The organism is Streptomyces sp. WZ.A104 (genome assembly GCF_002382885.1).
GTDB lineage: Bacteria > Actinomycetota > Actinomycetes > Streptomycetales > Streptomycetaceae > Streptomyces.
Window position 1 is genome coordinate 1 of the sequence record NZ_NWVL01000074.1, and the last position, 19,959, is coordinate 19,959.

Sequence of the window (19,959 nt, forward strand, 5' to 3'; positions counted from 1 at the left end):
CGCCGACGCCACGCATCAACCCTGGCCGTTGAGGCAGGGCGGGGACGCGGGTACGCACACGGGAGTGCGGCACTGCGGTAGGGTCGCACTCTCAAAGTGGTTGCTTCGCAGTGTCGAAGAAGTTCAGGCCCGCGCCGAGCGCGGCGTCCATGATCGCGTGACTGTCCGACTCGTTGGTCTGCGGGCCGAAGTTCATCGTCCCGAGAACGAGCCTGCTGACCTTGAGTCCCGTACGTCCGAGCTGTGTGTACTCCATGAGCCCCAAGCCAACTCCTTCGAGTCCACTCCAGGCAAGCACCCGGAATCGTGCGGCCGCGGGCCCGCCCTCAGCGGGCGCCCTCCAGCGTGATCAGCACCGCGCGCAGCAGCCGGTTCAGCTCTTCGCAGTCCGCCGCGTCCAGGTCCGCCAGCAGCCTGCGTTCGTTGCGCACGTGCCCCTCCACCGTGTCGTCGACGAGGTCGCGCCCTGCGTCGGTGAGCGTGATGTGCAGGCTGCGGCGGTCGCCGGGGACGGCCTCCCGGGTGACCAGGCCGCGGGCGTCCAGCCGGTCGATGCGGTTCGTCAGCGCGGCGGAGCTGACCATGACGCCGGCGGCGAGTTCCTTGGGCGTGAGGGGGCGCGCGCTGCGGCGGAGCGTGGCCAGCACGTCGAACTCCCAGCGCTCCATGCCGTGTTCGGCGAAGTAGCGACTGACCTCCTTGTCCACGAGCCGGGTCAGCCGCAGCAGCCGTCCCACCGCACCCATGGCCTCCAGGTCCAGATCGGAGCGCAGGGCGGCCCACTGGTCCAGGAAGTCGTCGACCGCGTCGCGCATGAGCGCCCACCTCGCCTCTCGTCAGCCTGATTAATTCGACGTCGAACTGTTTGACGTGAGTCTACTCCGCGGCCTACGGTTCCCCTCGGCGCAAGTTCGTTCGATGTCGAAATGTTTTACGTCGAACGGATGGCCCGAGCTCCGGCCGGAACCGGGGCTCCAGCCGGAGCTTTCGCGTCCGCCGTCGACCGACCCCCCGGAGTCCCCATGCCCGACCAGCGCCCCGTGACGACCGCCGCCGTCACCGCTCTCGCCCCCGCCGTATGGGGCTCCACCTACCTGATCACCACCGAGTTCCTGCCACCCGATCGGCCCCTGCTGGCCTCGACCGTACGGGCGCTGCCCGCCGGCCTCGTCCTGCTCGCGGTCACCCGGGTCCTGCCCCGGGGCATCTGGTGGGTGCGGGCCGCCGTCCTCGGCATCCTGAACATCGGCGCCTTCTTCTACTTCCTCTTCCTCGCCGCCTACCACCTGCCCGGCGGCGTGGCCGCCCTCGTGATGACCGTCCAGCCGATGATCGTGCTGCTGCTCGGGCCGCTCCTGCTCGACGCCCGGATACGGCCCGCGCACCTCGCCGCCTGCGTGATCGCGGCCGGGGGCGTGGCGCTGCTGGTTCTCCAGCCGGGGGCCGGGCTGGACCTCGTCGGCGTGATCGCCGGGCTGCTCGGAGCCGTGTCCATGGCGGGCGGGATCGTACTGACCAAGCGCTGGGGGCGGCCCGATGGGGTATCGCTGTTCGCGTTCACCGGGTGGCAGCTGACTGCCGGCGGGCTGTTCCTGCTGCCCGTGACCCTGCTCGGCGAATCACTGCCGGACCGCCTGACCTGGGGCAACGTCGGCGGCTTCGGCTATCTGAGCATCGTCGGGGCGCTGCTCGCGTACGCGGTCTGGTTCAACGGGCTGGCGCGGCTGCCCGCGCTCGCCGCCTCGTTCCTGTCGTTCGCCTCGCCCCTGTGCGCGACGGTCCTCGGCTACCTCTTCATGGGGCAGACGCTGGGGCCGCTCCAGCTGCTCGGCGCGGCCGGGGTCGTCGGGGCGGTGGTCCTGGCCCAGCGCGGCACTCCGTCCGAAGCCGCACGCCCACCGGGCTCAGCCACCTCATCCGCCGAGGGCGGCCCCCACGGCGACGACGAGGAACATCAGCACGAGCACGGCCGCCATGATGCGGTTTCTGGTCTTCGGGTCCACCCTTCGAGCGTAACGGCACCGCTCACCGGCCCAGCGGCCAGGCCCGCACCTCCTCGTAGCCCGGCCGCTCCCCCGGAACCCCGGAGTCCGGGAGGTTGCTCCGTACGAGAGTGAGTTCCTCGACCTCCCAGCGCCGCCCCTCGAACCCCGCCAGCGCCGCGGTGAACGGCCGCAGGTCCACCTCCGCCCGGCGGCTCCGGGCCAGCGTGAGGTGCGGGGAGTAGCGGCGGTGCTCCTCCATCGGCAGCCCGGCCCGCCGGGCGGCTGCGTCGGCGCGCTCGGCCAGCAGCCGCAGCATGTCGAGCCCGCCCGCCGCCCCGGCCCACAGCGCGCGCCCGCCGAAGTGGCCGGCGCCGTGGATGCGGAGGGGGAGGGTCTCGGTGCGGTGTGCGGCCCGTTCGAGGCGTACCGACAGTTCCGGCAGGACGTCCTCCGGCACCTCGCCGTAGAACGCCAGCGTGAAGTGCCAGTCGGCGGGTCGCGTCCAGCGCAGGCCCTGCGAGCCCGGCAGTGCGTGGAGCGGGGCGAGTGCCGTACGGAGTTCGGCGACCGCTTCGGCGGGCGGGAGGACGGCGGCGAAGAGCCGCTGGGTGGGCGGACGGCCGGAGCTGTGGCTGCTCATGCGCGCGAGTCTGGCAGGTCCGGGCGTGTCCGGCGTACGCATCGACTTTCCCGGCCTCCTCAACGGCTTCGCCTCCGATGTCGCAGCCCTCTCCGCGGACGCCGCCAAAGGCGAGGGCGGCCGCCGGCGCTGCCAGGACATCGAGTTCGTCGCCGAGGTGATCTCCAGGAGCACGGCCGCCAACGACTACGGCTCCAAGAAGGCCGCCTATGCCCTCGCCGGTGTCCCCGTCTACCTCATCGCCGATCCGTACACCGGCACATGGCACCTGCACACGCCGCCCAAGGACGACGGGTACCGCAGCGCCCTGAGCCTGGACTTCGGAACCCCGGTCGACCTGACGTCGACCGTCGTCGGTCTCACCCTGACCACTGACGCCTTCCCCCGCGACTGACCCGCCGCGCGAAGAACGTCCTCCTCCCGGTCGCTCCGGAGGAGGGCGTTCCGCCCGTACAGCCATCCGTATCCAGCAGCCGTATCCAGCGCGCTACGCCGCCGTCGTCAGCTGCTCGCGCGGGACGAAGCGGACGTGCGGGCGGCCCGGGCGGAGGTCGACCTTCAGGCGGAGGCCGCCCACGCGGGCGAGGGCGAAGCCGACGCCCAGGGCGGCGATCACCGAGATCGCGCCGCCCGCCGCGAAACCGATGCGGGCGCCGTACGTGTCGCTGATCCAGCCGACGATCGGGGCGCCCACCGGCGTACCCCCGGCGAAGACCATCATGTACAGGCTCATCACCCGGCCCCGCATCTCCGGGTCGGCGGCCATCTGGACGCTCGTGTTCGCGGTGATGTTCGTCGTCAGACCCAGCATGCCGATGGGGACCAGCAGGAGCGAGAACAGCCAGACGTACGGGGACAGCGACGCGGCGATCTCCAGCAGGCCGAACGCCGTGCCCGCCGCCACCAGCATCCTCAGCCGCGAGGAGCGGCGGCGGGCCGAGAGCAGGGCACCGGCCAGCGAACCGGCCGCCATCAGGATGTTGAAGAACGAGTACATCCCGGCGCCGCCGTCGAAGACCCCGTCGGCGAAGGCGGTCAGCCAGATCGGGAAGTTGAAGCCGAAGGTGCCGACGAAGCCGACCAGGACGATCGGCCAGACCAGCTCGGGGCGGCCGCGGACGTACCGCAGGCCTTCCCGCAGCTGCCCCTTGGCGCGGGGCACCCGCACCGACGCGTGCAGTTCGCTCGTACGCATCATCAGCAGGCCGACGAGCGGGGCCAGGAACGAGAGGCCGTTGAGCAGGAACGCCCAGCCGCTGCCGACCGTGGTGATCAGGACGCCCGCGACGGCGGGGCCGATGAGGCGGGCGGACTGGAAGTTCGCCGAGTTCAGGCTGACCGCGTTGCGCAGCTGCGCGGGTCCGACCATCTCGGAGACGAACGACTGGCGGGCCGGGTTGTCGACGACCGTCACCATGCCGAGCAGGAACGCGATCAGGTAGACGTGCCAGACCTCGACGACCCCGGTCAGGGTCAGGACGGCCAGGGCGATGCCGCACAGGCCGAGCATGGCCTGGCTGACGAGCAGGATCTGCCGCTTCGGGAGGCGGTCGGCGATGACACCGCCGTACAGGCCGAAGAGCAGCATGGGCAGGAACTGGAGGGCCGTGGTGATACCTACGGCGGTCGCGGAACCCGTCAGGCTCAGGACGAGCCAGTCCTGCGTGATGCGGGACATCCAGGTACCGGTGTTGGAGATCACGGCGCCCGTGGCGAACAGGCGGTAGTTACGGATCTTCAGCGACGAGAAGGTCCCGCCGGTCGTGCTCTCGTGGGTGGAAGTCGGTGCGGGGGCGGAGTCTGCTCCGGGTCCCGTACTCAAAAGGGTTCATCTCCTCGTGCGTCTGCGGCGTGCGGTCCGACGAGGACGTGACAACGGGCGCTCCGGCAGCCGGCCGACCGGGCGGGACGAGACGTCCGGTCCGGCGGGGGTCCGCCTTCGCGCCCGCGGGATCACAGGTGGGCGAGCTTCTCCAACACGGGCGCGGCGGCCCGAAGCGTCTCCCACTCGTCCTCGTCCAGGCCCTCGGCGAGATGGGCCAGCCAGGCGTTCCGCTTGGTGCGGCTCTCCGCGAGCATGGCCTCGGCCTGCTCGGTCTGGCTGACCATCTTCTGCCGACGGTCATCGGGGTGCGGTTCCAGCCTGACCAGCCCCTTCGCCTCCAGCAGCGCGACGATGCGGGTCATCGACGGAGGCTGTACATGCTCCTTGCGGGCCAGCTCACCGGGGGTGGCCGATCCGCAGCGGGCGAGGGTGGCGAGCACCGACATCTCGGTGGGGCTCAGCGACTCGTCGACACGCTGGTGCTTCAGGCGCCGGCCCAGCAGCATCACGGCGGAGCGGAGGGAGCTCACGGCGGCGGCACTGTCGCCGTCGTGGATCAGGTCAGGCATGTTTGTTAGCGTAACTCATTACCCTATCTAAATACCACCCGATTGCGGGCCCGGCAGATTCCGATCACCCGAACGAGTGAGTTGGAAGCGGAAAGTGACGCGCGGAGCGCTCCGGGGCGGCGACCCTACTGGACATGGGATCGACAGTGCTCAGCCTGCGGATAGACGGTGAGCTGCTCGACCGGCTCCGGCAGCACGCCGCGAAACGCGGAATGAGCGTCCAGGACTATGTGGTCCGGACGCTCATTCGCGACGACTTCGACGAACGCTTCAAGGCGGCCGTCGAGGAGACGGAGAAGTTCTACGGCGACGCCCGGGGGAGCGACTCCAGAAGGGTCGACTCCCGAGGGAGCGTGACGCCACCGGTCACGTGAGGCCGAGCGCCGGCATCGCGTAGTAGAAGACGAACACCGCCGAGACCACGTACATCGCGATCGGGACCTCACGGCCGCGGCCCGCCGCCAGTCGCAGCACGGAGAAGGCGACGAAGCCGATACCGATGCCGTTGGTGATCGAGTACGTGAACGGCATCATCATCATCGCGAGGAACGCGGGGACCGCGAGCGTGTAGTCGCTCCAGTCGATGTCCCGCACCGAGCCCGCGATGATCAGGAAGCCGACCGCCAGCAGGGCGGGCGTGGCCGCCTGCGACGGGACCATGGTCGCCAGCGGTGTGAGGAACAGCGCCACCGAGAAGAGCAGACCGGTCACCACGCTCGCCAGTCCGGTGCGGGCGCCCTCGCCGACGCCCGCGGTGGACTCCACGAAGCACGTGGTGGCGGAGGCGGAAGTCGCCCCGCCCGAGGCGACCGCGATGCCGTCCACGAACAGGACCTTGTTGATGCCGGGGAACTTGCCCTTCTCGTCCATCAGCTTCGCCTCGTCGCCGACGCCGAGGATGGTGCCCATCGCGTCGAAGAAGCAGGACAGCAGCACCGTGAAGACGAACAGCACGCCGGTCAGATAGCCGACCTTCCCGAAGCCGCCGAACAGGCTGACCTCGCCGAGCAGCCCGAAGTCCGGCGCGGAGACCGGGGTGCCCGGCCACGACGGCGTCGTCAGCCCCCAGGCCCCGTCGGGCAGACCGGCCACCGCGTCGATGACCAGGGCCAGGGCCGTCATGGCGATGATCGAGATCAGGATCGCGCCGGGCACCTTGCGCACGATCAGCGCGAGCGTGAGCAGAGCGCCGAGCACGAAGACGAGAACCGGCCAGCCGCCCAGGTGGCCGTCGCCGCCGAGCTGGAGCGGCACGGTGGTGTGGGCGACGTCGGGCACGCGCGAGACGAAGCCCGCGTCGACGAGGCCGATCAGCATGATGAACAGGCCGATACCGATCGCGATGCCCTTGCGCAGCGACTTCGGTACGGCGTTCATCACCCTCTCCCGCAGCCCCGTGGCGACCAGCAGCATCACCACGACACCCGCGAGGACGACCATGCCCATCGCGTCCGGCCAGCTCATCCGGGGGGCGAGCTGGAGCGCGACGACGGTGTTGACGCCGAGCCCGGCGGCGAGCGCGATCGGCACGTTGCCGATGACGCCCATCAGGAGCGTGGAGAAGGCGGCGGAGAGCACCGTGGCGGTGACCAGCTGACCGTTGTCGAGCTGGTGGCCGTACATGTCCTTCGCGCTGCCCAGGATGATCGGGTTGAGCACGATGATGTACGCCATCGCGAAGAACGTGGCGAATCCGCCGCGGAACTCGCGCGCGACGGTCGACCCCCGCTCGGAGATCTTGAAGAACCGGTCCAGGCGGCCCCTGGGCCGGGGAGCCGCGGGCCGTGGGGAGTCGACCGGAACGGTGGCCGAGGGGGGCATGGGTGACCTCAGTCGTACGTAGGGGTAAGGCAGGAGGTGGCGATCCGGGCGAAAGGTGATCGAAATTGGATGTTCGCACGAACAATTCGAGCCAGCCCAAAGCAGATTCAGTATGAATACATCAAGCGAAGATCGCTATCTCCGCGCGTAGACCCGTGTACTCCCTGGGCGACCGGTCCGCGTCCCGCCGATCAGGTGGCCCCATACACTGAACATATGGAGAAGTGGACACCGAAGCACGAGGCGCCCGAGCCCCTGGAGGGCCCCGTCGTCTCCACCGTCGTCGGCGGCACGATCCTCTGGTTCGTCCTCTTCCTCGCACAGCTCCCCTTCTACGGCTGGTTCGCGGACCACGGGCACACCTGGTGGGTGTGGACCCCGCTGGCCGGTGCCGGACTCGGACTGATCGGCATCTGGTACGTCCGCGGGCGCGACGCCGCCCTCAAGCGGCACGCGGCCCAGGCGAAGGCCAAGGAGGCCGCGGGCGCCGAGGCGGCGGACAACGCGCTGGGCCGCTGACGGGGTCGGTGACGGGGGCACTGGGGGGGGCCGCTGACGGGCCGCTGACTCCGCGCGACCGCCCCGACCCCGAATCCGTACGGCCACGGCCTCCGTACGGCCACATGCCTCGTACGGCCACGTGCTCCGCACAGCCACAGGCTCCGTACAACCACGGGACCGATTTGGTCCTCCCCTGGTCGGATCTTCGCCCCCCGCGCGGGAGATTCACCGCGCGCGCCCGTAACGTCTCACCCATGACGCAGCGGGCACTCGACTCCTCCGGGGAGCAGACCCCCGGACCCTCCCGGCCGGGCATGATCGACGCGGGGGCGGAACTCGATCCCGTGCATCCCACGGAGCCACCACCTCCCACCCACCGCCCCGGCGGCCTCACCACGGCCGAGGTCGCCGAACGGGTCGCGCGCGGCGAGGTCAACGACGTACCCGTACGCTCCTCGCGTTCCCTCACCGAGATCGTGCGGGCCAACGTCTTCACCCGGTTCAACCTGATCATCGGCGTGCTCTGGGTGATCATGCTGTTCGTGGCGCCGATCCAGGACAGCCTCTTCGGCTTCGTGATCGTCGCCAACACCGGCATCGGCATCATCCAGGAGTGGCGGGCCAAGAAGACCCTGGACAGCCTCGCGGTGATCGGCGAGGCGAAGCCGACCGTGCGGCGCGACGGGGTCGCCGCCGAGATCTCCACCCACGAGATCGTCCTCGGGGACGTGGTCGAGCTCGGCCCGGGCGACAAGGTCGTCGTGGACGGCACGGTCGCCGAGGCCGACAGCCTGGAGGTCGACGAGTCGCTGCTGACCGGCGAGGCCGACCCGGTGCTCAAGCGGCCCGGCGACCCCGTGATGTCCGGCAGCTTCGTCGTCGCCGGCGGCGGGGCGTTCACCGCCACGAAGGTGGGGCGCGAGGCGTACGCCGCGCAGCTGGCCGAGGAGGCGTCGCGCTTCACGCTCGTCCACTCCGAGCTGCGCAGCGGCATCAGCACGATCCTGAAGTACGTCACCTGGATGATGGTGCCGACGGCGATCGGGCTGATCATCAGCCAGCTGGTCGTGAAGGACAACAACTTCAAGGACTCCGTCGCCCGGACCGTCGGCGGCATCGTCCCGATGATCCCCGAGGGACTGGTCCTGCTGACCTCGGTGGCCTTCGCCATCGGCGTCGTACGCCTCGGGCGCAAGCAGTGCCTGGTGCAGGAGCTGCCCGCCATCGAGGGACTCGCCCGGGTCGACGTGGTCTGCCTGGACAAGACCGGCACCCTCACCGAGGGCGGCATGGACGTCACCGAGGTCCGGCCGCTGAACGGGAGCGACGAGGCTCACGTCCAGCAGGTGCTGCGGACGCTCGGCTCCTCGGACCCCCGCCCCAACGCCAGCCTCCAGGCCATCATCGACACCTACCCGGCGGGCGACGGGGCCGGCTGGGCCGTCACCGACGCGATGCCGTTCTCCTCCGCCCGCAAGTACAGCGGCGCGGCGTTCACGGAGGCCGACGGGACGGCCTCCGCCTGGCTCCTCGGCGCCCCCGACGTCCTGCTTCCCGAGGGCGACCCCACCCTCACCGAGATCGAGCACCTCAACGAGCAGGGCCTGAGGGTGCTGCTGCTGGCCCGCGCAAGGGGTGAGCTGGACGCGCCCGACGTCGCCGCCGGAGCCGCGCCCACCGCCCTCGTCGTCCTGGAGCAGCGGCTGCGGCCGGACGCGGCGGAGACCCTCAAGTACTTCGCCGACCAGAACGTGGCCACCAAGGTCATCTCCGGTGACAACGCCGTCTCGGTCGGAGCGGTCGCCGGAAAGCTCGGCCTCGCGGGTGCCGAGAACACCCTCGACGCGCGCCGGATGCCCACCGACCCGGACGAGATGGCCACGGCCATGGAGCGACACGCGGTCTTCGGCCGGGTCACCCCGCAGCAGAAGCGGGACATGGTCGCCGCCCTCCAGTCGCGCGGCCACACGGTCGCGATGACGGGTGACGGCGTGAACGACGTGCTGGCCCTCAAGGACGCCGACATCGGCGTCTCGATGGGCTCCGGCTCCGAGGCGACGCGCGCGGTGGCGCAGATCGTGCTGCTGAACAACAGCTTCGCGACGCTGCCGTCGGTGGTCGCCGAGGGCCGCCGGGTGATCGGCAACATCACCCGCGTCGCCACGCTCTTCCTCACCAAGACGGTCTACTCGGTGCTGCTGGCGATCCTGGTGGTCTGCTCACAGGTCGAGTACCCGTTCCTGCCGCGTCACCTGACGCTGCTGGCCACGCTGACCATCGGCGTCCCCGCGTTCTTCCTGGCCCTCGCGCCGAACAAGGAACGCGCCCAGCCCAACTTCGTACGCCGTGTCATGCGGTACGCGATCCCCTCGGGCGTCATCGCGGCGGCGGCCACCTTCACCACCTACCTGATCGCCCGCCACCACTACTCCGGTCCCGGCGCTCTGGAGGCCGAGACGAGCGCGGCGACGCTGACGCTGTTCCTGGTCGCCATGTGGGTCCTCGCGATCATCGCCCGCCCCTACACCTGGTGGCGCATCGGCCTGGTGGCGGCGATGGGGCTCGGCTTCCTGATCGTGCTCGTCGTGCCGTGGCTCCAGGACTTCTTCGCGCTGAAGCTGGTCGGCACGACCATGCCGTGGGCGGCGGTCGGCATCGCGGTGGCGTCGGCCGTCGCGCTGGAGTTCGTCTGGCGCTGGGTGGGACGGCGCTTCCGCGCGTAGGCGGTACGCACCCTGGTGCGGTACGCACGGGGAAGCCCCCGGGAGGACGGTGATCCTCCCGGGGGCTTCCCCGTGCCCGGTGCTCCTTCGCGTCGACGAAGTCACCGGGGGCCGAGACGCCCCGGGCTCTCAGTCGAACCAGCGGTCCCGCGCCAGCTCCTCCGTACGCGACGGGTCCTCCAGCAGGGCCGCGACCTCGAAGCGCCGCGGCCACTGGCCCGCCGCCCAGGCCAGACCGGCCGCGACGCCCTCCAGGGTGGCGGCGTGGACGACCCCGTCCGGGGTTCGGCGCCAGTCCAGTTCGACGCCGCCCGCACGGAGCTCGGGGTGCTCGATGTACGTGTCCGGGGTCCCGGGTCCGAGCAGGACTCGGACCGGCTCCGGTACTCGGTGCTCCTCCCCCTCGCTGGTGACGCCCGCCTCGACCGTCTCGCCGAGGCGCCGCACCTGGAGGAGGTCGGCCAGCTCCGCCGCGCGCGCGGGGGCCACGGGGAGCAGGGGCAGGCCCTCCGTCAGCGGCAGCACGTCCGGGGCATCCGCGATCACGGCGTCCGCGGCGTCGACCACCGCCACGCCCCCGTCCACCACCGCCCGCAGCTCGTCCGGCAACGTCACCTGGTCCGGGTCGAGTTCGGCGAGGGCCGTGTACAGGGAGTGGAGTTGTACGGGGGTGACGGGCCGGTCCTCGTCGGCGAGGCGCCCCAGTAGTTCGGCCGCGCCGCCCGGCTCGTCCAGGAGCGCGGCGACCGAGGTGCGCACCCCCAGGGCCCGCAGCACCTGGGCGTCGTCGAAGCCGGTGGCGTCCACCGCCTCGTACAGCCCGGCCAGGCGCGGGTCGCCGCCCGCCGCGCGCAGTCCGGCGGGGCGCCGGCCGCCCAGCACTGGGTGGTCGCGCAGCCACCACGCGGTGTACGGGCGCACGGACTGCGTCGTCCCGTCCGGGAGCAGCACCCGCACCGGCTGCGTCAGCGCGTCGCGCAACGGCGGCTGGGCCAGCATGGCGAGCGCCTGCGGCCAGGCTTCGTCGTCGACCAGGTCCAGATCCCGTACGGCGACGATCTCGGTGGCGACGGGCGGCACCGGGGTCTCGGGCAGCTGGTCGAGGAGGTCCTCGCACCACACGTCGACGGCGTCCAGCAGCCCGGCGTCGTCGGGTTCGGCGAAGTCACTGTCGCGGGGCTCCAGTTCGTCCGGGTCCAGGACGACGTCGGTGGCCCGGACGAGGGCGAAGGTGGCGAGCACCCCGCAGGCGGTGAGGGGCGCCTCACCCCAGCGTTCGGACAACTCCTGGTCGGCGAGGGCGAGTTCCCCCTCGCGCATGATCTGCGCGAACGGGCTTCCGGGGAGGACCAGCTCACCGGCGGGGGCCGGTTCACCGTCCTCGTCAAGAAGGGCGAGGGCACCGAGCCAGGGCTCGTCGCCGGGGGCCAGTTCGGCATCGCGCACGAGGGTGAGGACGGTCTCGGCCAGCTCGTCGGCGTCGAGCGCGTCCTCGTCCCAGATCTCCCCCGCGTCCAGCGATCCGGCGACGGCCGCCCGCACCTGAGGTGTCGTCAGCACGGCGCGCGGGGTGGCGGGCAGGGCGCCGAGCTTCTCCAGCAGCGGGTGGGCGGCGTCCGGGTGGGCGACCTTCAGCCCGAGCCGGGAGAGGCGGGCCAGGACGGTACCGGTGAACGCGTCCGGGAGCGGCAGCAGGATCTGGCGCGGTCCGATGGTGGTGCGCGGCGGGCGGCCCGTCTGCTCGTCGTCGGGGGCTCCGGCGAGCGGGACGGGGAGGCCGGTGAGCCGGTCGGGGTCGGTGCCCGCGAGGCTGTCGTAGAGCCGGTGCCACCAGGCGGGGTCGCGCTCCAGACCCGCGAGGCGGTCGATGGCCTCGGTCAGGGGGACGCGGGCGACGCCGAGGGCGCGGAGCTCGGGGCGGCGTTCAAGACCGGCGGGCAGCAGACAGGGCAGCACCTCGGCGAGGACCCGTACGGTCTCCGCCCCGACGCCCTCGACGACCTCCGCCTCGACGGGCCGCAGGGCACCGGCCGTGTCCACGGTGGCGGTGGTGTCCTCCGTACGGTCCCAGTCGTCGTCCCAGCGGACGTCGGCCTCGCCGTTCGCGTCCGGGGGCGCGGCGGGCTCCAGGAACGCGACGCGGGGCAGCCTGGCGAGGATCGCGCCGCGCAGGGCCCCGTCGAGCGCGCCCTTGCCGAGCTGGCCCGGCACCAAGTCGATGGTCCCGGTCGACACCGGCCGCCAGGCGCCCAGCAGCTCCGCGTACGCGTCGGCGGCCCGCTCCACGAGGAAGTCGGTGAGCGGCCCCGGCGCGGGGTGCCTGCGGGCGGTGTCCAGCGGGAGGGAGGCGATGAGCAGGGCGGGGATGCCGAGCGGTTCGTCGGTGGGCGTCGGGGCGTGCACGACGGGTGCCGTACGGGGGTGGAGGGGCGCCCCGGACGCGTCGACCGGGACCGCCCAGGTCACCGACCAGTGCGGGCGCAGCCGCTCCTCGACCGGACGGTCGGCGAGCAGGGCGGGCTCGATGGGCCCGTGGTGGAGGACGGTGCGCCAGCGGCCCAGGCCGCGGGCGGAGTCGTCGATGTGCGTGTACGGGCCGTGGACCGAACGGCTCAGGGTCCGCGTCCCGTCCGGGGTCTCGATGACGACCTCGTCCAGGCCGGGCAGCGTGAGCAGCAGCGCGTCGTCCACGGCGGCCAGCAGCCGGGCCACCAGGTCCTCGGCGGTGCCGTCGCGCAGGGGCAGCACGACGACGGTGTCGTACCCGGCGGGCGCGGTGCCCTCGGCCGGCAGCGGGAGGCGCAGCAGCGGTACGTGTCCGTCGCGGCGGCGCAGCTCGTCCCCGAGGCCGGGGGAGCCGACGGCCGCGTCCCGGGCCATCTCGCGCGCCTCGGCCAGCGACCAGCGGACCCCGCCGTGGCGCCCCAGCACCGCGGGCTCGTCGCTGACCGCGAGCACGGCGGCGAACCCGACGCCGAACCGGCCCACCGAGGACTCGTGGCCCTCGCGCTTGGCGGAGGCGCGCAGGGTGCTCAGGGACTCGACGCCGGTGGCGTCGAGCGGCGCGCCGGTGTTGGCGGCGGCCAGCACGCAACGGCCGTCCGGGTCGCCGGGGGCGGCGGGGTGCAGGGTGAGGCGGAGCCGGCCGGGGACGCGGGCGCGGGCGGCGGCGTCCGCGGCGTTCTGGGCGAGCTCGACGACGAGGCGGTCGCGGTAGCCGCCGAGCGCGAGGTCCTCCTCGGCGTTGGCGTCCTCCCGGAAGCGGGCGGGGCCCGCGCCCCAGGCGTCGAGCACGCCGCGCCGCAGCCGTGCCGTACCGAACGGATCGGCCCCCTCGGTCGACTTCATGCTCACGCTCTCGACTCCGTCCGCAGTGTGGTGGGAGGCAGTGCCTGTGCCTGCGCCTGCCGCCCAGTGTGCGCCCGAAGGTACCGCGTCCCCCAACCCGGCCGGGGCCCGCGCTTCCAGCCCGCCCTACGAGTGGCCCAGGTCCTCCGACGCCCCGTCCGGCTCCGACGGGACCGAGCCCCCGTCGCGCTCGGGCCGGAGCGCGTACTCGTCCACCCGCATCGTGTCCAGCGCATGCGGCGCGGGCTGCGGCGGCTTCGGCATCACCGCGGCCTCCGAGTGCCCGCCGCACCCGTACGCCAGCGACACCACATGACCGTCCGCCGGACCGAACTCGTTCGCGCACACCCCGAAGGCCTGCTTCAGGGAGCCCGCCATCGGGATCAGGAACGCGCAGCTGACGCACGTCGCCGGGGCCGCCTGGGCCATCGGCGTCTTCGGGCCGAACGCCTCGTCCCAGCGGTCGGCCGCCTCGTACAGCCCGTACCGCGACAGCACCCTCGCCCGCCGCGTACCCAGCTCCTCGGCCACGGAGGCGATGGAACCGCGGCTGGTGGCGGCCACCGGCCGGTCGGTCAGCTCGGCGTCCTCCGATTCGACCAGCTCGGCCAGCTCCTCGGAGACCACGGAGTTCGGCGGCGGCTCGTCCTCACCGGTCCAGCCGGGCTCCAGACGCAGGTCCTCCGCCTCGGTGGGCAGCAGGTCGCCCGGGCCCAGGTCGCCGGGGCGCAGCCGCTCGCTCCACGGCACCCACTCCGGCGCCAGGAGCGCGTCGGCCCCCGGCAACAGCACCGTTTCGTCCAGGGTGACGTTCTTGGCGCGGGAGGCCCGCGCCACCGTCACCGCCCAGCGCCAGCCGCGGTAGCCGGGCTCCTTGGACTCGAAGTAATGCGTGACGACCCGGTCCCCTTCGGAGACCACGCCGACATGCTCACCGACCACCCCGGGCGCGGCGGCCTCCTCCGCGGCCGCGCGCGCGAGGTCCACCGCCTCCGCGCACAGACGGTCGGGAACGGGGGTACGGGCCGTACGGCTTCGCGTCGTCGCAGCACTCACAGGTCTTCGCTTCTCTCCATACGCCAGTCTCACGAGCGCGCCAGCTGCTGCACGATTGCCGTTTCGGCCAGACAGGTGGGGGCGGAGCGGACCTGAGGGCCGCGTCGACGTCCACACCCGTTGTGCCTGCCTCGGGCGCGCCTTCTGCCACCCATTCTGCGGGATCGCCGAGAGGCGCGCGGCCAAGAACAACCGCCGGTGGCGCGTTACGCACGCTACCCTCTCCGCCGCTCTGCGCCCACCTGCCCGTCCCAAACGTGCCGTATCCGTTCACCGTGCCGTGTCCGTCAGCCGTTCAGCGTGCCGTAACCGTTCCGCGTGCCGCAGCTGGTCCGACAGGGCCTCACGCGCGCGTTAGCGGCCGATCGCCGTTCATCCCGGCCGGGGTTGGGGCACTATGACGGGGTGACTGCCGCCAGGTCGCACGACGGTCCCGGCCCGCTCCGCAGGGTGGGACGGGCGACGGGCCGTGCCCTGCACGCCCCGTTCACCGGCACGGCCAGGGGCATCCGCAAGGCGACGCACGCCCACGGCGCGGGGGAATCCGGCCTCGGCAAACTGATCGAGCTGCACGCGGTGAACGGCGCGGGCGACGTCATGATCACGGTCGCCCTGGCCTCCACGGTCTTCTTCTCCGTACCGACGGACGAGGCGCGCGGGCGCGTCGCGCTCTACCTCGCCATCACCATGGCCCCCTTCACCCTGCTGGCCCCGGTGATCGGTCCGCTGCTGGACCGACTGCCGCACGGCCGCCGGGCCGCGATGGCGGGCGCGATGCTGGCCCGCGCGCTGCTGGCGCTGACCATGTCGGGCGCGGTCGCCACGGGCGGCCTTGAGCTGTATCCGGCCGCGCTGGGCGTCCTGGTCTCGTCGAAGGCGTACGGAGTGGTGCGCAGCGCGGTCGTGCCGCGCCTGCTGCCACCACGGTTCTCGCTGGTGAAGGCCAATTCCCGGGTCACCCTCGCGGGGCTGCTGGCGACGGGGGTGGCGGCCCCGATCGGGGCCGGACTCCAGACCGTCGGCTCCGCCTGGCCGCTCTACGGCGCGTGCGCGATCTTCATCGCGGGCACCTTCCTCGCCTTCACCCTGCCGCACAAGGTCGACTCCGCGAAGGGCGAGCGCCGGGCGCGGCTGATCGACCCGCACGGCGAGGACGAGGCGGTACGGCCCGCCCCGGGGAGGACCGGCGCGGGGTCCGGCGGCAGCACACGGGCAGGCCTCTGGAAGGGCGGCAGGACCGGCAGCGGGGAGAGGGCCGCCAAGGAGCGCCCGCCCGGGCTGCGGTCCGTCGGCGGGTCGGTGCTCCACGGCCTCCAGGCCAACGCGGCGCACCGGGCCCTCTCCGGCTTCCTGATCTTCTTCCTGGCGTTCCTGCTGCGCGAGCACCCGATGGCCGGGCAGAGCGCGGCGGTCTCGCTCGCCATCGTCGGCGTGGCGGCGGGTGCGGGCAACGCCTGCGGTACGGCGGTGGGCGCCTGGCTCCGGGCGCGCGGGCCCGAGGTGATCATCGCGACGGTGCTGGGGCTCGCCCTGAGCACCGCGATCCTCGCCGCCGTGTTCTTCTCCACCCTGCTCGTCGCCGCGCTCGGCGCGGTCGCCGGCTTCACCCAGGCCCTGTCGAAACTGTCGCTGGACGCGATGATCCAGCGGGACGTCCCCGAGGAGGTCCGCACCTCCGCGTTCGCCCGGTCCGAGACGTTGCTCCAGATGGCGTGGGTGGTCGGCGGCGGCATCGGCATCGCCCTGCCGCTCAACGCGGTCCTCGGTATGTCGGTCGCCGCGGGCATTCTCGCCCTCGGCGCCGCCGCGTCCGTACGGGGCCTCCTGGGGGCCGCGCGACGCGGCACGCCGCACCCCCGCGTGGCGTGAGCGGAGACGACCGATAGCCTTCGGCCCATGACCGTTGCGTTCTTCTCCGGTAAGGGCCGTCGAATCGGCGTCGCTCTTGGTGCCGTGTCCGCGGGACTCCTTGTCCTGTCCGCCTGCGACAAGCCGACGCCGCTCGCCACCGTGACGGTCGGCAGCAACTCGGTGAACACCGAGGCCGCCTGCTACAACGACGGCGAAGCGATCAAGGAATCCCTCATCCAGGGCTGCCTGAACAAGAAGGCCGAGAAGACCATCAAGGTCTCCATGGACGACAAGGTCCGCTTCGGCGTCGACCCTGAGATCGCCGAGAACGGCTGGACGCTCTTCATCAACGGCCAGCAGGCCGAGCAGGAGCCGTTCAAGAAGACCTACCGGACGATCCCCGGCAGCGCCTTCTTCGCCAGCCAGACGGGCCAGCCCGCCGAGAAGACGAACATCTCCATCGTGGAGACCAAGGGCAAGAAGCTCACGGGCATCTGGCAGTTCGAGTTCAAGAAGGACTGACCCGCCCGCCTCTCCCCGCCCTTCCCTCGTCCTCGACCCGAGGCTGAATCCGTGCGTGTGCTCGTCGTGACCGCTGTCCCGGTGGAACGGGACGCGGTCACGCGTGCGTTCGGGGGCGTTGCGCAGACCGTGGAGCTGCCGGGGGCCGCCGTGCACCGCTGCGGGGCGTTCGACGTCCTGGCGGGCGGCGCGGGCCCGGCCGCGGCGGCCGCGGCCACCGCGTTCGCGCTGGGCTCCGAGCCGTACGGTCTGGTCGTCTCGGCCGGGATCGGCGGGGCCTTCACGCCCGTGACCCCGCTCGGGTCGCTGATCGTGGCGAGCGAGATCGTGGCGGCCGACCTGGGTGCGGAGACCGCCGAGGGCTTCCTGCCCGTCACCGCGCTCGGCTTCGGCCGGGACCGCTTCGCGCCTCCGCCCGCGCTCGTACGGGAGGTCACGGCCGCCACCGGCGCGGCCTCGGGCGCCGTCCTGACCGTCTCCACGGTGACCGGAACCACCGATCGCGCCGCCGGCCTGCTCGCCGCGCACCCGGGGGCGCTGGCCGAGGCGATGGAGGGCTTCGGGGTCGCGGAGGCCGCCGAGCGGGCCGGGGTGCCCGTACTGGAGCTGCGGGCCGTGTCGAACGCCGTCGGCCCCCGCGACCGGGACGCCTGGCGCATCGGGGACGCGCTGGCGGCGCTGACGGACGCGTTCGGGAAGAGCGCCCCCGTACTGGAAGGTTGGAACCTGCATGACCACTGACGCGAACCCGGCACCGTTCGACGCGAACCCGGCACCGATCAGGATCGCCTTCTCCCCCTGCCCGAACGACACGTTCGTCTTCGACGCCTGGGCGCACGGCAGGGTCCCCGGCGCGCCCGCGCTGGATGTGACCTTCGCCGACATCGACATCACCAACGGCATGGCCGAACGCGGCGAGCTGGACGTGCTGAAGGTGTCGTACGCGGTCCTGCCGTGGGTCCTGGAGGAGTACGCGCTGCTGCCGTGCGGCGGGGCGCTGGGCCGGGGCTGCGGCCCGCTGGTCCTCACCAAGGAGCTGGGCCTCGACCTGACCGGCCGGACCGTCGCCGTACCGAGCGAGCGCTCGACGGCGTACCTGCTGTTCCGGCTGTGGGCGGCGGAGATGGTGCCGGGCGGCGTCGGCGAGGTCGTCGTGATGCCGTTCGACGAGATCATGCCCGCCGTACGGGACGGCAAGGTGGACGCCGGTCTGGTCATCCACGAGGCCCGCTTCACGTACCGGACCTTCGGGCTCCACAACCTGGCCGACATGGGCCGCCACTGGGAGGACACCACCGGCCTCCCGATCCCGCTCGGCGCGATCATCGCCAAGCGCTCCCTCGGGACGGAGACCCTGCACCGCCTGGCCGACGCCGCCCGCAGCTCGGTCCGCCTGGCCTGGGACCACCCGGAGGTCTCCCGGCCGTACGTCCTGGAGCACGCCCAGGAGATGGACCCGGCCGTCGCGGACCAGCACATCGGCCTGTACGTGAACGAGTTCACCGCCGACCTCGGCGAGGACGGCTACGCGGCGGTCCGCGGCCTGCTGACCCGCGCGGCGGCCGAGGGGCTCGTACCACCCCTCGGCCCGAACGCGCTGGCGTTTCCCTGAGTCCTCCGCGGACCTCCCGGCTCAGACGTCCAGCTGGTCGGCGACCGCCCTCAGCAGGCCCGCGATCTTGGCGCCGGCGGCCTTGTCGGGGTAGCGGCCGCGCTCCAGCTGCGGCGTGATGTTCTCCAGGACCGTCGTCAGGTCCTGCACGATCGACGCCAGCTCGTCCGGCTTGCGGCGCTGCGCCGCCGCCACGGACGGGGTGGGGTCGAGGACCGCCACGGACAGCGCCTGGTCACCGCGCTGGCCTGCCACCACTCCGAATTCCACGCGCTGGCCGGGCTTGAGTGCGTCGACTCCGGCAGGGAGTACCGACGAGTGGACGAAGACGTCGCCGCCGTCGTCGCGGGAGAGAAAGCCGAAGCCCTTCTCACTGTTGAACCACTTGACCTTGCCGGTGGGCACGTCTGTCCTCGTCCTCGTACTCGTCGGTGTGCGGGAGAGCCGGGATACGGCTCCGGATAGCAATACAGCGGGTCACCGTGACCCGCTCGGTCCCAGGCTAATGGCCCTACGGCCGGTGACAAGACGTCGCCGGACAGTTCCTCCGGGCTGGGAACTACCCTGGTGGCGTGAGTACTACTCCTTCAGGCCCGGGCGACCGGCTCGTTCAGGTCGGCGCGATCGTCTTTTTCGTCGGCGCACTGGCCACACTGGTCACGGTCGCCCCACTGTTTCTCGGTACGGACCCGTTCCCGTCGGTGGCGTACGCGGTCAGCATGCTGATGGGCGTCGGGTTCCTGATCGCCGGGGCGGGCGTCGTGCGTTCGGCCTGGAGCAACTCCCCCAGGCGGGCCGCGAACCGCCTCTAGCGGTCAGCTCGTCCGCGCGACCCGGTCCGCCTCGAAGGCGGTCAGCCAGGCCGGGAAGCCGGTCAGGTCCGCCAGCACCACGTCCGCGCCCGCGGTCCGCAGCTCCGCCGCGGCGCACGGGCCCGTCGTCACCGCGACCGACAGCGCCCCGGCCGCCCGCGCGCCGCGCACGTCCCCGGTGTGGTCGCCGACGTACACCTGCGCGCCGTGCTCGCGCAGGGCCGCGCCCTTGGCCTCCGCCCACAGCCATCCGATCACCGTGTCCGGCTCGATCCCGAGGTGGGACAGGTGCAGCTTCGCGCTCGGCTCGTGCTTGGCGGTGACGACGAGCGCCCGCCCGCCGAGCGCCCTCACCGCTGCCACCGCCTCCCGCGCCCCGGCCAGCTCCGCGGTCGGGGCTATCGCATGGCCGGGATACAGGGCGCGGTAGCGGTCCGCCGCGGCGGGCACCTCATCGGCCGGGAACCAGTACGCCAGCTCCGTCTCCAGCGGCGGGCCGATCCGGCTGACGACCAGGTCCACGTCGATGGCCACGCCCGTCTCGGCGGACAGCGCGCGGTAGGTGGCGGCGATGCCGGGGCGGGAGTCGATGAGCGTCATATCGAGGTCGAAGCCGACCGTCAAGGGGTGCGGAGCCAGAGAGGACATGGCGCCCATTGTGCCGACCGGCCGCCGTCGGCGGCGAAATCGCGCC

General features: G+C 72.3%; 18 protein-coding genes and 2 pseudogenes. 10 read left to right on the top strand and 10 right to left on the bottom strand.

The annotated features are described in order from the left end of the window. Positions 1-106 precede the first annotated feature (106 nt). Both CIB93_RS30020 and CIB93_RS30025 read right to left on the bottom strand, forming a co-directional pair. A pseudogene (locus CIB93_RS30020) lies at positions 107-265 on the bottom strand (aldo/keto reductase); the annotation flags it as partial. Between the two features lie 61 nt (positions 266-326). Beyond that, positions 327-815 (bottom strand): MarR family winged helix-turn-helix transcriptional regulator, encoded by a 489-nt coding sequence (locus CIB93_RS30025; protein WP_096631449.1) that lies wholly within the window; start codon positions 813-815, stop codon positions 327-329. Between the two features lie 207 nt (positions 816-1,022). Here CIB93_RS30025 and CIB93_RS30030 point away from each other — a divergent pair, with 207 nt between their 5' ends. Further along, positions 1,023-2,117, top strand: coding sequence for an EamA family transporter (locus CIB93_RS30030; protein WP_096631450.1), 1,095 nt, complete (start codon positions 1,023-1,025; stop codon positions 2,115-2,117). On the opposite strand, the gene thpR is transcribed toward CIB93_RS30030, so the two are convergent. Beyond that, on the bottom strand, positions 2,026-2,625 hold the full coding sequence (gene thpR, locus CIB93_RS30035) for an RNA 2',3'-cyclic phosphodiesterase (RefSeq protein WP_096631452.1): 600 nt from the start codon (positions 2,623-2,625) through the stop codon (positions 2,026-2,028). The genes CIB93_RS30030 and thpR overlap by 92 nt on opposite strands. 28 nt (positions 2,626-2,653) lie before the next feature. Here thpR and CIB93_RS30040 point away from each other — a divergent pair. Beyond that, positions 2,654-3,019: pseudogene (locus CIB93_RS30040) on the top strand (Uma2 family endonuclease); the annotation flags it as partial. A gap of 93 nt (positions 3,020-3,112) precedes the next feature. Here the strand turns inward: CIB93_RS30040 and CIB93_RS30045 are convergent. After that, positions 3,113-4,447: an MFS transporter gene (locus CIB93_RS30045; protein WP_096631453.1), complete on the bottom strand. Its 1,335-nt coding sequence runs from the start codon at positions 4,445-4,447 to the stop codon at positions 3,113-3,115. Between the two features lie 131 nt (positions 4,448-4,578). Further along, positions 4,579-5,019, bottom strand: coding sequence for a MarR family winged helix-turn-helix transcriptional regulator (locus CIB93_RS30050; RefSeq protein WP_096631455.1), 441 nt, complete (start codon positions 5,017-5,019; stop codon positions 4,579-4,581). A gap of 134 nt (positions 5,020-5,153) precedes the next feature. On the opposite strand from CIB93_RS30050, the gene CIB93_RS30055 reads away from it, so the two are divergent. Then, a complete protein-coding gene (locus CIB93_RS30055) occupies positions 5,154-5,393 on the top strand; it encodes a hypothetical protein (RefSeq protein ID WP_096631456.1) in 240 nt (79 codons plus the stop codon). Here the strand turns inward: CIB93_RS30055 and CIB93_RS30060 are convergent. Then, entirely contained in the window at positions 5,386-6,840 is a 1,455-nt protein-coding gene (locus CIB93_RS30060; RefSeq protein ID WP_096631458.1) for an NCS2 family permease, read from the bottom strand. The two genes, CIB93_RS30055 and CIB93_RS30060, sit on opposite strands and share 8 nt — an antisense overlap. Positions 6,841-7,056: 216 nt before the next feature. Here CIB93_RS30060 and CIB93_RS30065 point away from each other — a divergent pair, with 216 nt between their 5' ends. Beyond that, positions 7,057-7,359, top strand: coding sequence for a DUF2530 domain-containing protein (locus tag CIB93_RS30065; RefSeq protein ID WP_096631459.1), 303 nt, complete (start codon positions 7,057-7,059; stop codon positions 7,357-7,359). 236 nt (positions 7,360-7,595) lie between these two features. After that, positions 7,596-10,064 carry an HAD-IC family P-type ATPase gene (locus CIB93_RS30070; protein WP_096631461.1) on the top strand — a complete coding sequence of 823 codons (2,469 nt, stop codon included), beginning with the start codon at positions 7,596-7,598 and terminating at the stop codon, positions 10,062-10,064. 129 nt (positions 10,065-10,193) lie between these two features. Here CIB93_RS30070 and CIB93_RS30075 read toward each other — a convergent pair whose 3' ends face one another. Together CIB93_RS30075 and CIB93_RS30080 are read right to left on the bottom strand one after the other, a co-directional pair. Further along, positions 10,194-13,412, bottom strand: a complete 3,219-nt coding sequence (locus CIB93_RS30075) for a sacsin N-terminal ATP-binding-like domain-containing protein (protein ID WP_096631462.1) — start codon at positions 13,410-13,412, stop codon at positions 10,194-10,196. A gap of 126 nt (positions 13,413-13,538) precedes the next feature. Further along, on the bottom strand, positions 13,539-14,468 hold the full coding sequence (locus CIB93_RS30080; RefSeq protein WP_179500288.1) for a DUF3027 domain-containing protein: 930 nt from the start codon (positions 14,466-14,468) through the stop codon (positions 13,539-13,541). A 405-nt stretch (positions 14,469-14,873) separates the two neighbouring features. Between CIB93_RS30080 and CIB93_RS30090 the strand changes: the two genes are divergently transcribed. Genes CIB93_RS30090 through CIB93_RS30105 form a run of 4 tightly spaced genes read left to right on the top strand, consistent with a single transcriptional unit; the run spans position 14,874 to position 18,453 of the window. Then, entirely contained in the window at positions 14,874-16,337 is a 1,464-nt protein-coding gene (locus tag CIB93_RS30090) for an MFS transporter (RefSeq protein ID WP_096631468.1), read from the top strand. Positions 16,338-16,364: 27 nt separating this feature from the next. Next, positions 16,365-16,841: a DUF2771 domain-containing protein gene (locus CIB93_RS30095; RefSeq protein ID WP_096631470.1), complete on the top strand. Its 477-nt coding sequence runs from the start codon at positions 16,365-16,367 to the stop codon at positions 16,839-16,841. A gap of 51 nt (positions 16,842-16,892) precedes the next feature. Then, positions 16,893-17,582 (top strand): futalosine hydrolase, encoded by a 690-nt coding sequence (locus tag CIB93_RS30100; protein WP_096631471.1) that lies wholly within the window; start codon positions 16,893-16,895, stop codon positions 17,580-17,582. Next, a complete protein-coding gene (locus CIB93_RS30105) occupies positions 17,572-18,453 on the top strand; it encodes a 1,4-dihydroxy-6-naphthoate synthase (protein ID WP_096631473.1) in 882 nt (293 codons plus the stop codon). Before CIB93_RS30100 ends, CIB93_RS30105 begins: the two co-directional genes overlap by 11 nt. Before the next feature lie 21 nt (positions 18,454-18,474). On the opposite strand, the gene CIB93_RS39490 is transcribed toward CIB93_RS30105, so the two are convergent. Next, complete coding sequence (locus CIB93_RS39490; protein ID WP_096631474.1) at positions 18,475-18,858, bottom strand: cold-shock protein; 384 nt, start codon at positions 18,856-18,858, stop codon at positions 18,475-18,477. Positions 18,859-19,025: 167 nt separating this feature from the next. Here CIB93_RS39490 and CIB93_RS30115 point away from each other — a divergent pair, with 167 nt between their 5' ends. Then, positions 19,026-19,265 (top strand): hypothetical protein, encoded by a 240-nt coding sequence (locus tag CIB93_RS30115; protein WP_096631476.1) that lies wholly within the window; start codon positions 19,026-19,028, stop codon positions 19,263-19,265. 3 nt (positions 19,266-19,268) lie between these two features. Here the strand turns inward: CIB93_RS30115 and CIB93_RS30120 are convergent, their stop codons facing one another. Further along, positions 19,269-19,913, bottom strand: a complete 645-nt coding sequence (locus CIB93_RS30120; RefSeq protein WP_096631493.1) for an HAD family hydrolase — start codon at positions 19,911-19,913, stop codon at positions 19,269-19,271. Positions 19,914-19,959 lie beyond the last annotated feature (46 nt).

Coding starts and splice junctions, on each gene's coding strand:
- CIB93_RS30025 (WP_096631449.1), bottom strand. CDS start 815: ATGCGCGACGCGGTCGACGACTTCCTGGACCAGTGGGCCGCCCTGCGC.
- CIB93_RS30030 (WP_096631450.1), top strand. CDS start 1,023: ATGCCCGACCAGCGCCCCGTGACGACCGCCGCCGTCACCGCTCTCGCC.
- thpR (WP_096631452.1), bottom strand. CDS start 2,625: ATGAGCAGCCACAGCTCCGGCCGTCCGCCCACCCAGCGGCTCTTCGCC.
- CIB93_RS30050 (WP_096631455.1), bottom strand. CDS start 5,019: ATGCCTGACCTGATCCACGACGGCGACAGTGCCGCCGCCGTGAGCTCC.
- CIB93_RS30055 (WP_096631456.1), top strand. CDS start 5,154: ATGGGATCGACAGTGCTCAGCCTGCGGATAGACGGTGAGCTGCTCGAC.
- CIB93_RS30060 (WP_096631458.1), bottom strand. CDS start 6,840: ATGCCCCCCTCGGCCACCGTTCCGGTCGACTCCCCACGGCCCGCGGCT.
- CIB93_RS30065 (WP_096631459.1), top strand. CDS start 7,057: ATGGAGAAGTGGACACCGAAGCACGAGGCGCCCGAGCCCCTGGAGGGC.
- CIB93_RS30070 (WP_096631461.1), top strand. CDS start 7,596: ATGACGCAGCGGGCACTCGACTCCTCCGGGGAGCAGACCCCCGGACCC.
- CIB93_RS30075 (WP_096631462.1), bottom strand. CDS start 13,412: ATGAAGTCGACCGAGGGGGCCGATCCGTTCGGTACGGCACGGCTGCGG.
- CIB93_RS30095 (WP_096631470.1), top strand. CDS start 16,365: ATGACCGTTGCGTTCTTCTCCGGTAAGGGCCGTCGAATCGGCGTCGCT.
- CIB93_RS30105 (WP_096631473.1), top strand. CDS start 17,572: ATGACCACTGACGCGAACCCGGCACCGTTCGACGCGAACCCGGCACCG.
- CIB93_RS30120 (WP_096631493.1), bottom strand. CDS start 19,913: ATGTCCTCTCTGGCTCCGCACCCCTTGACGGTCGGCTTCGACCTCGAT.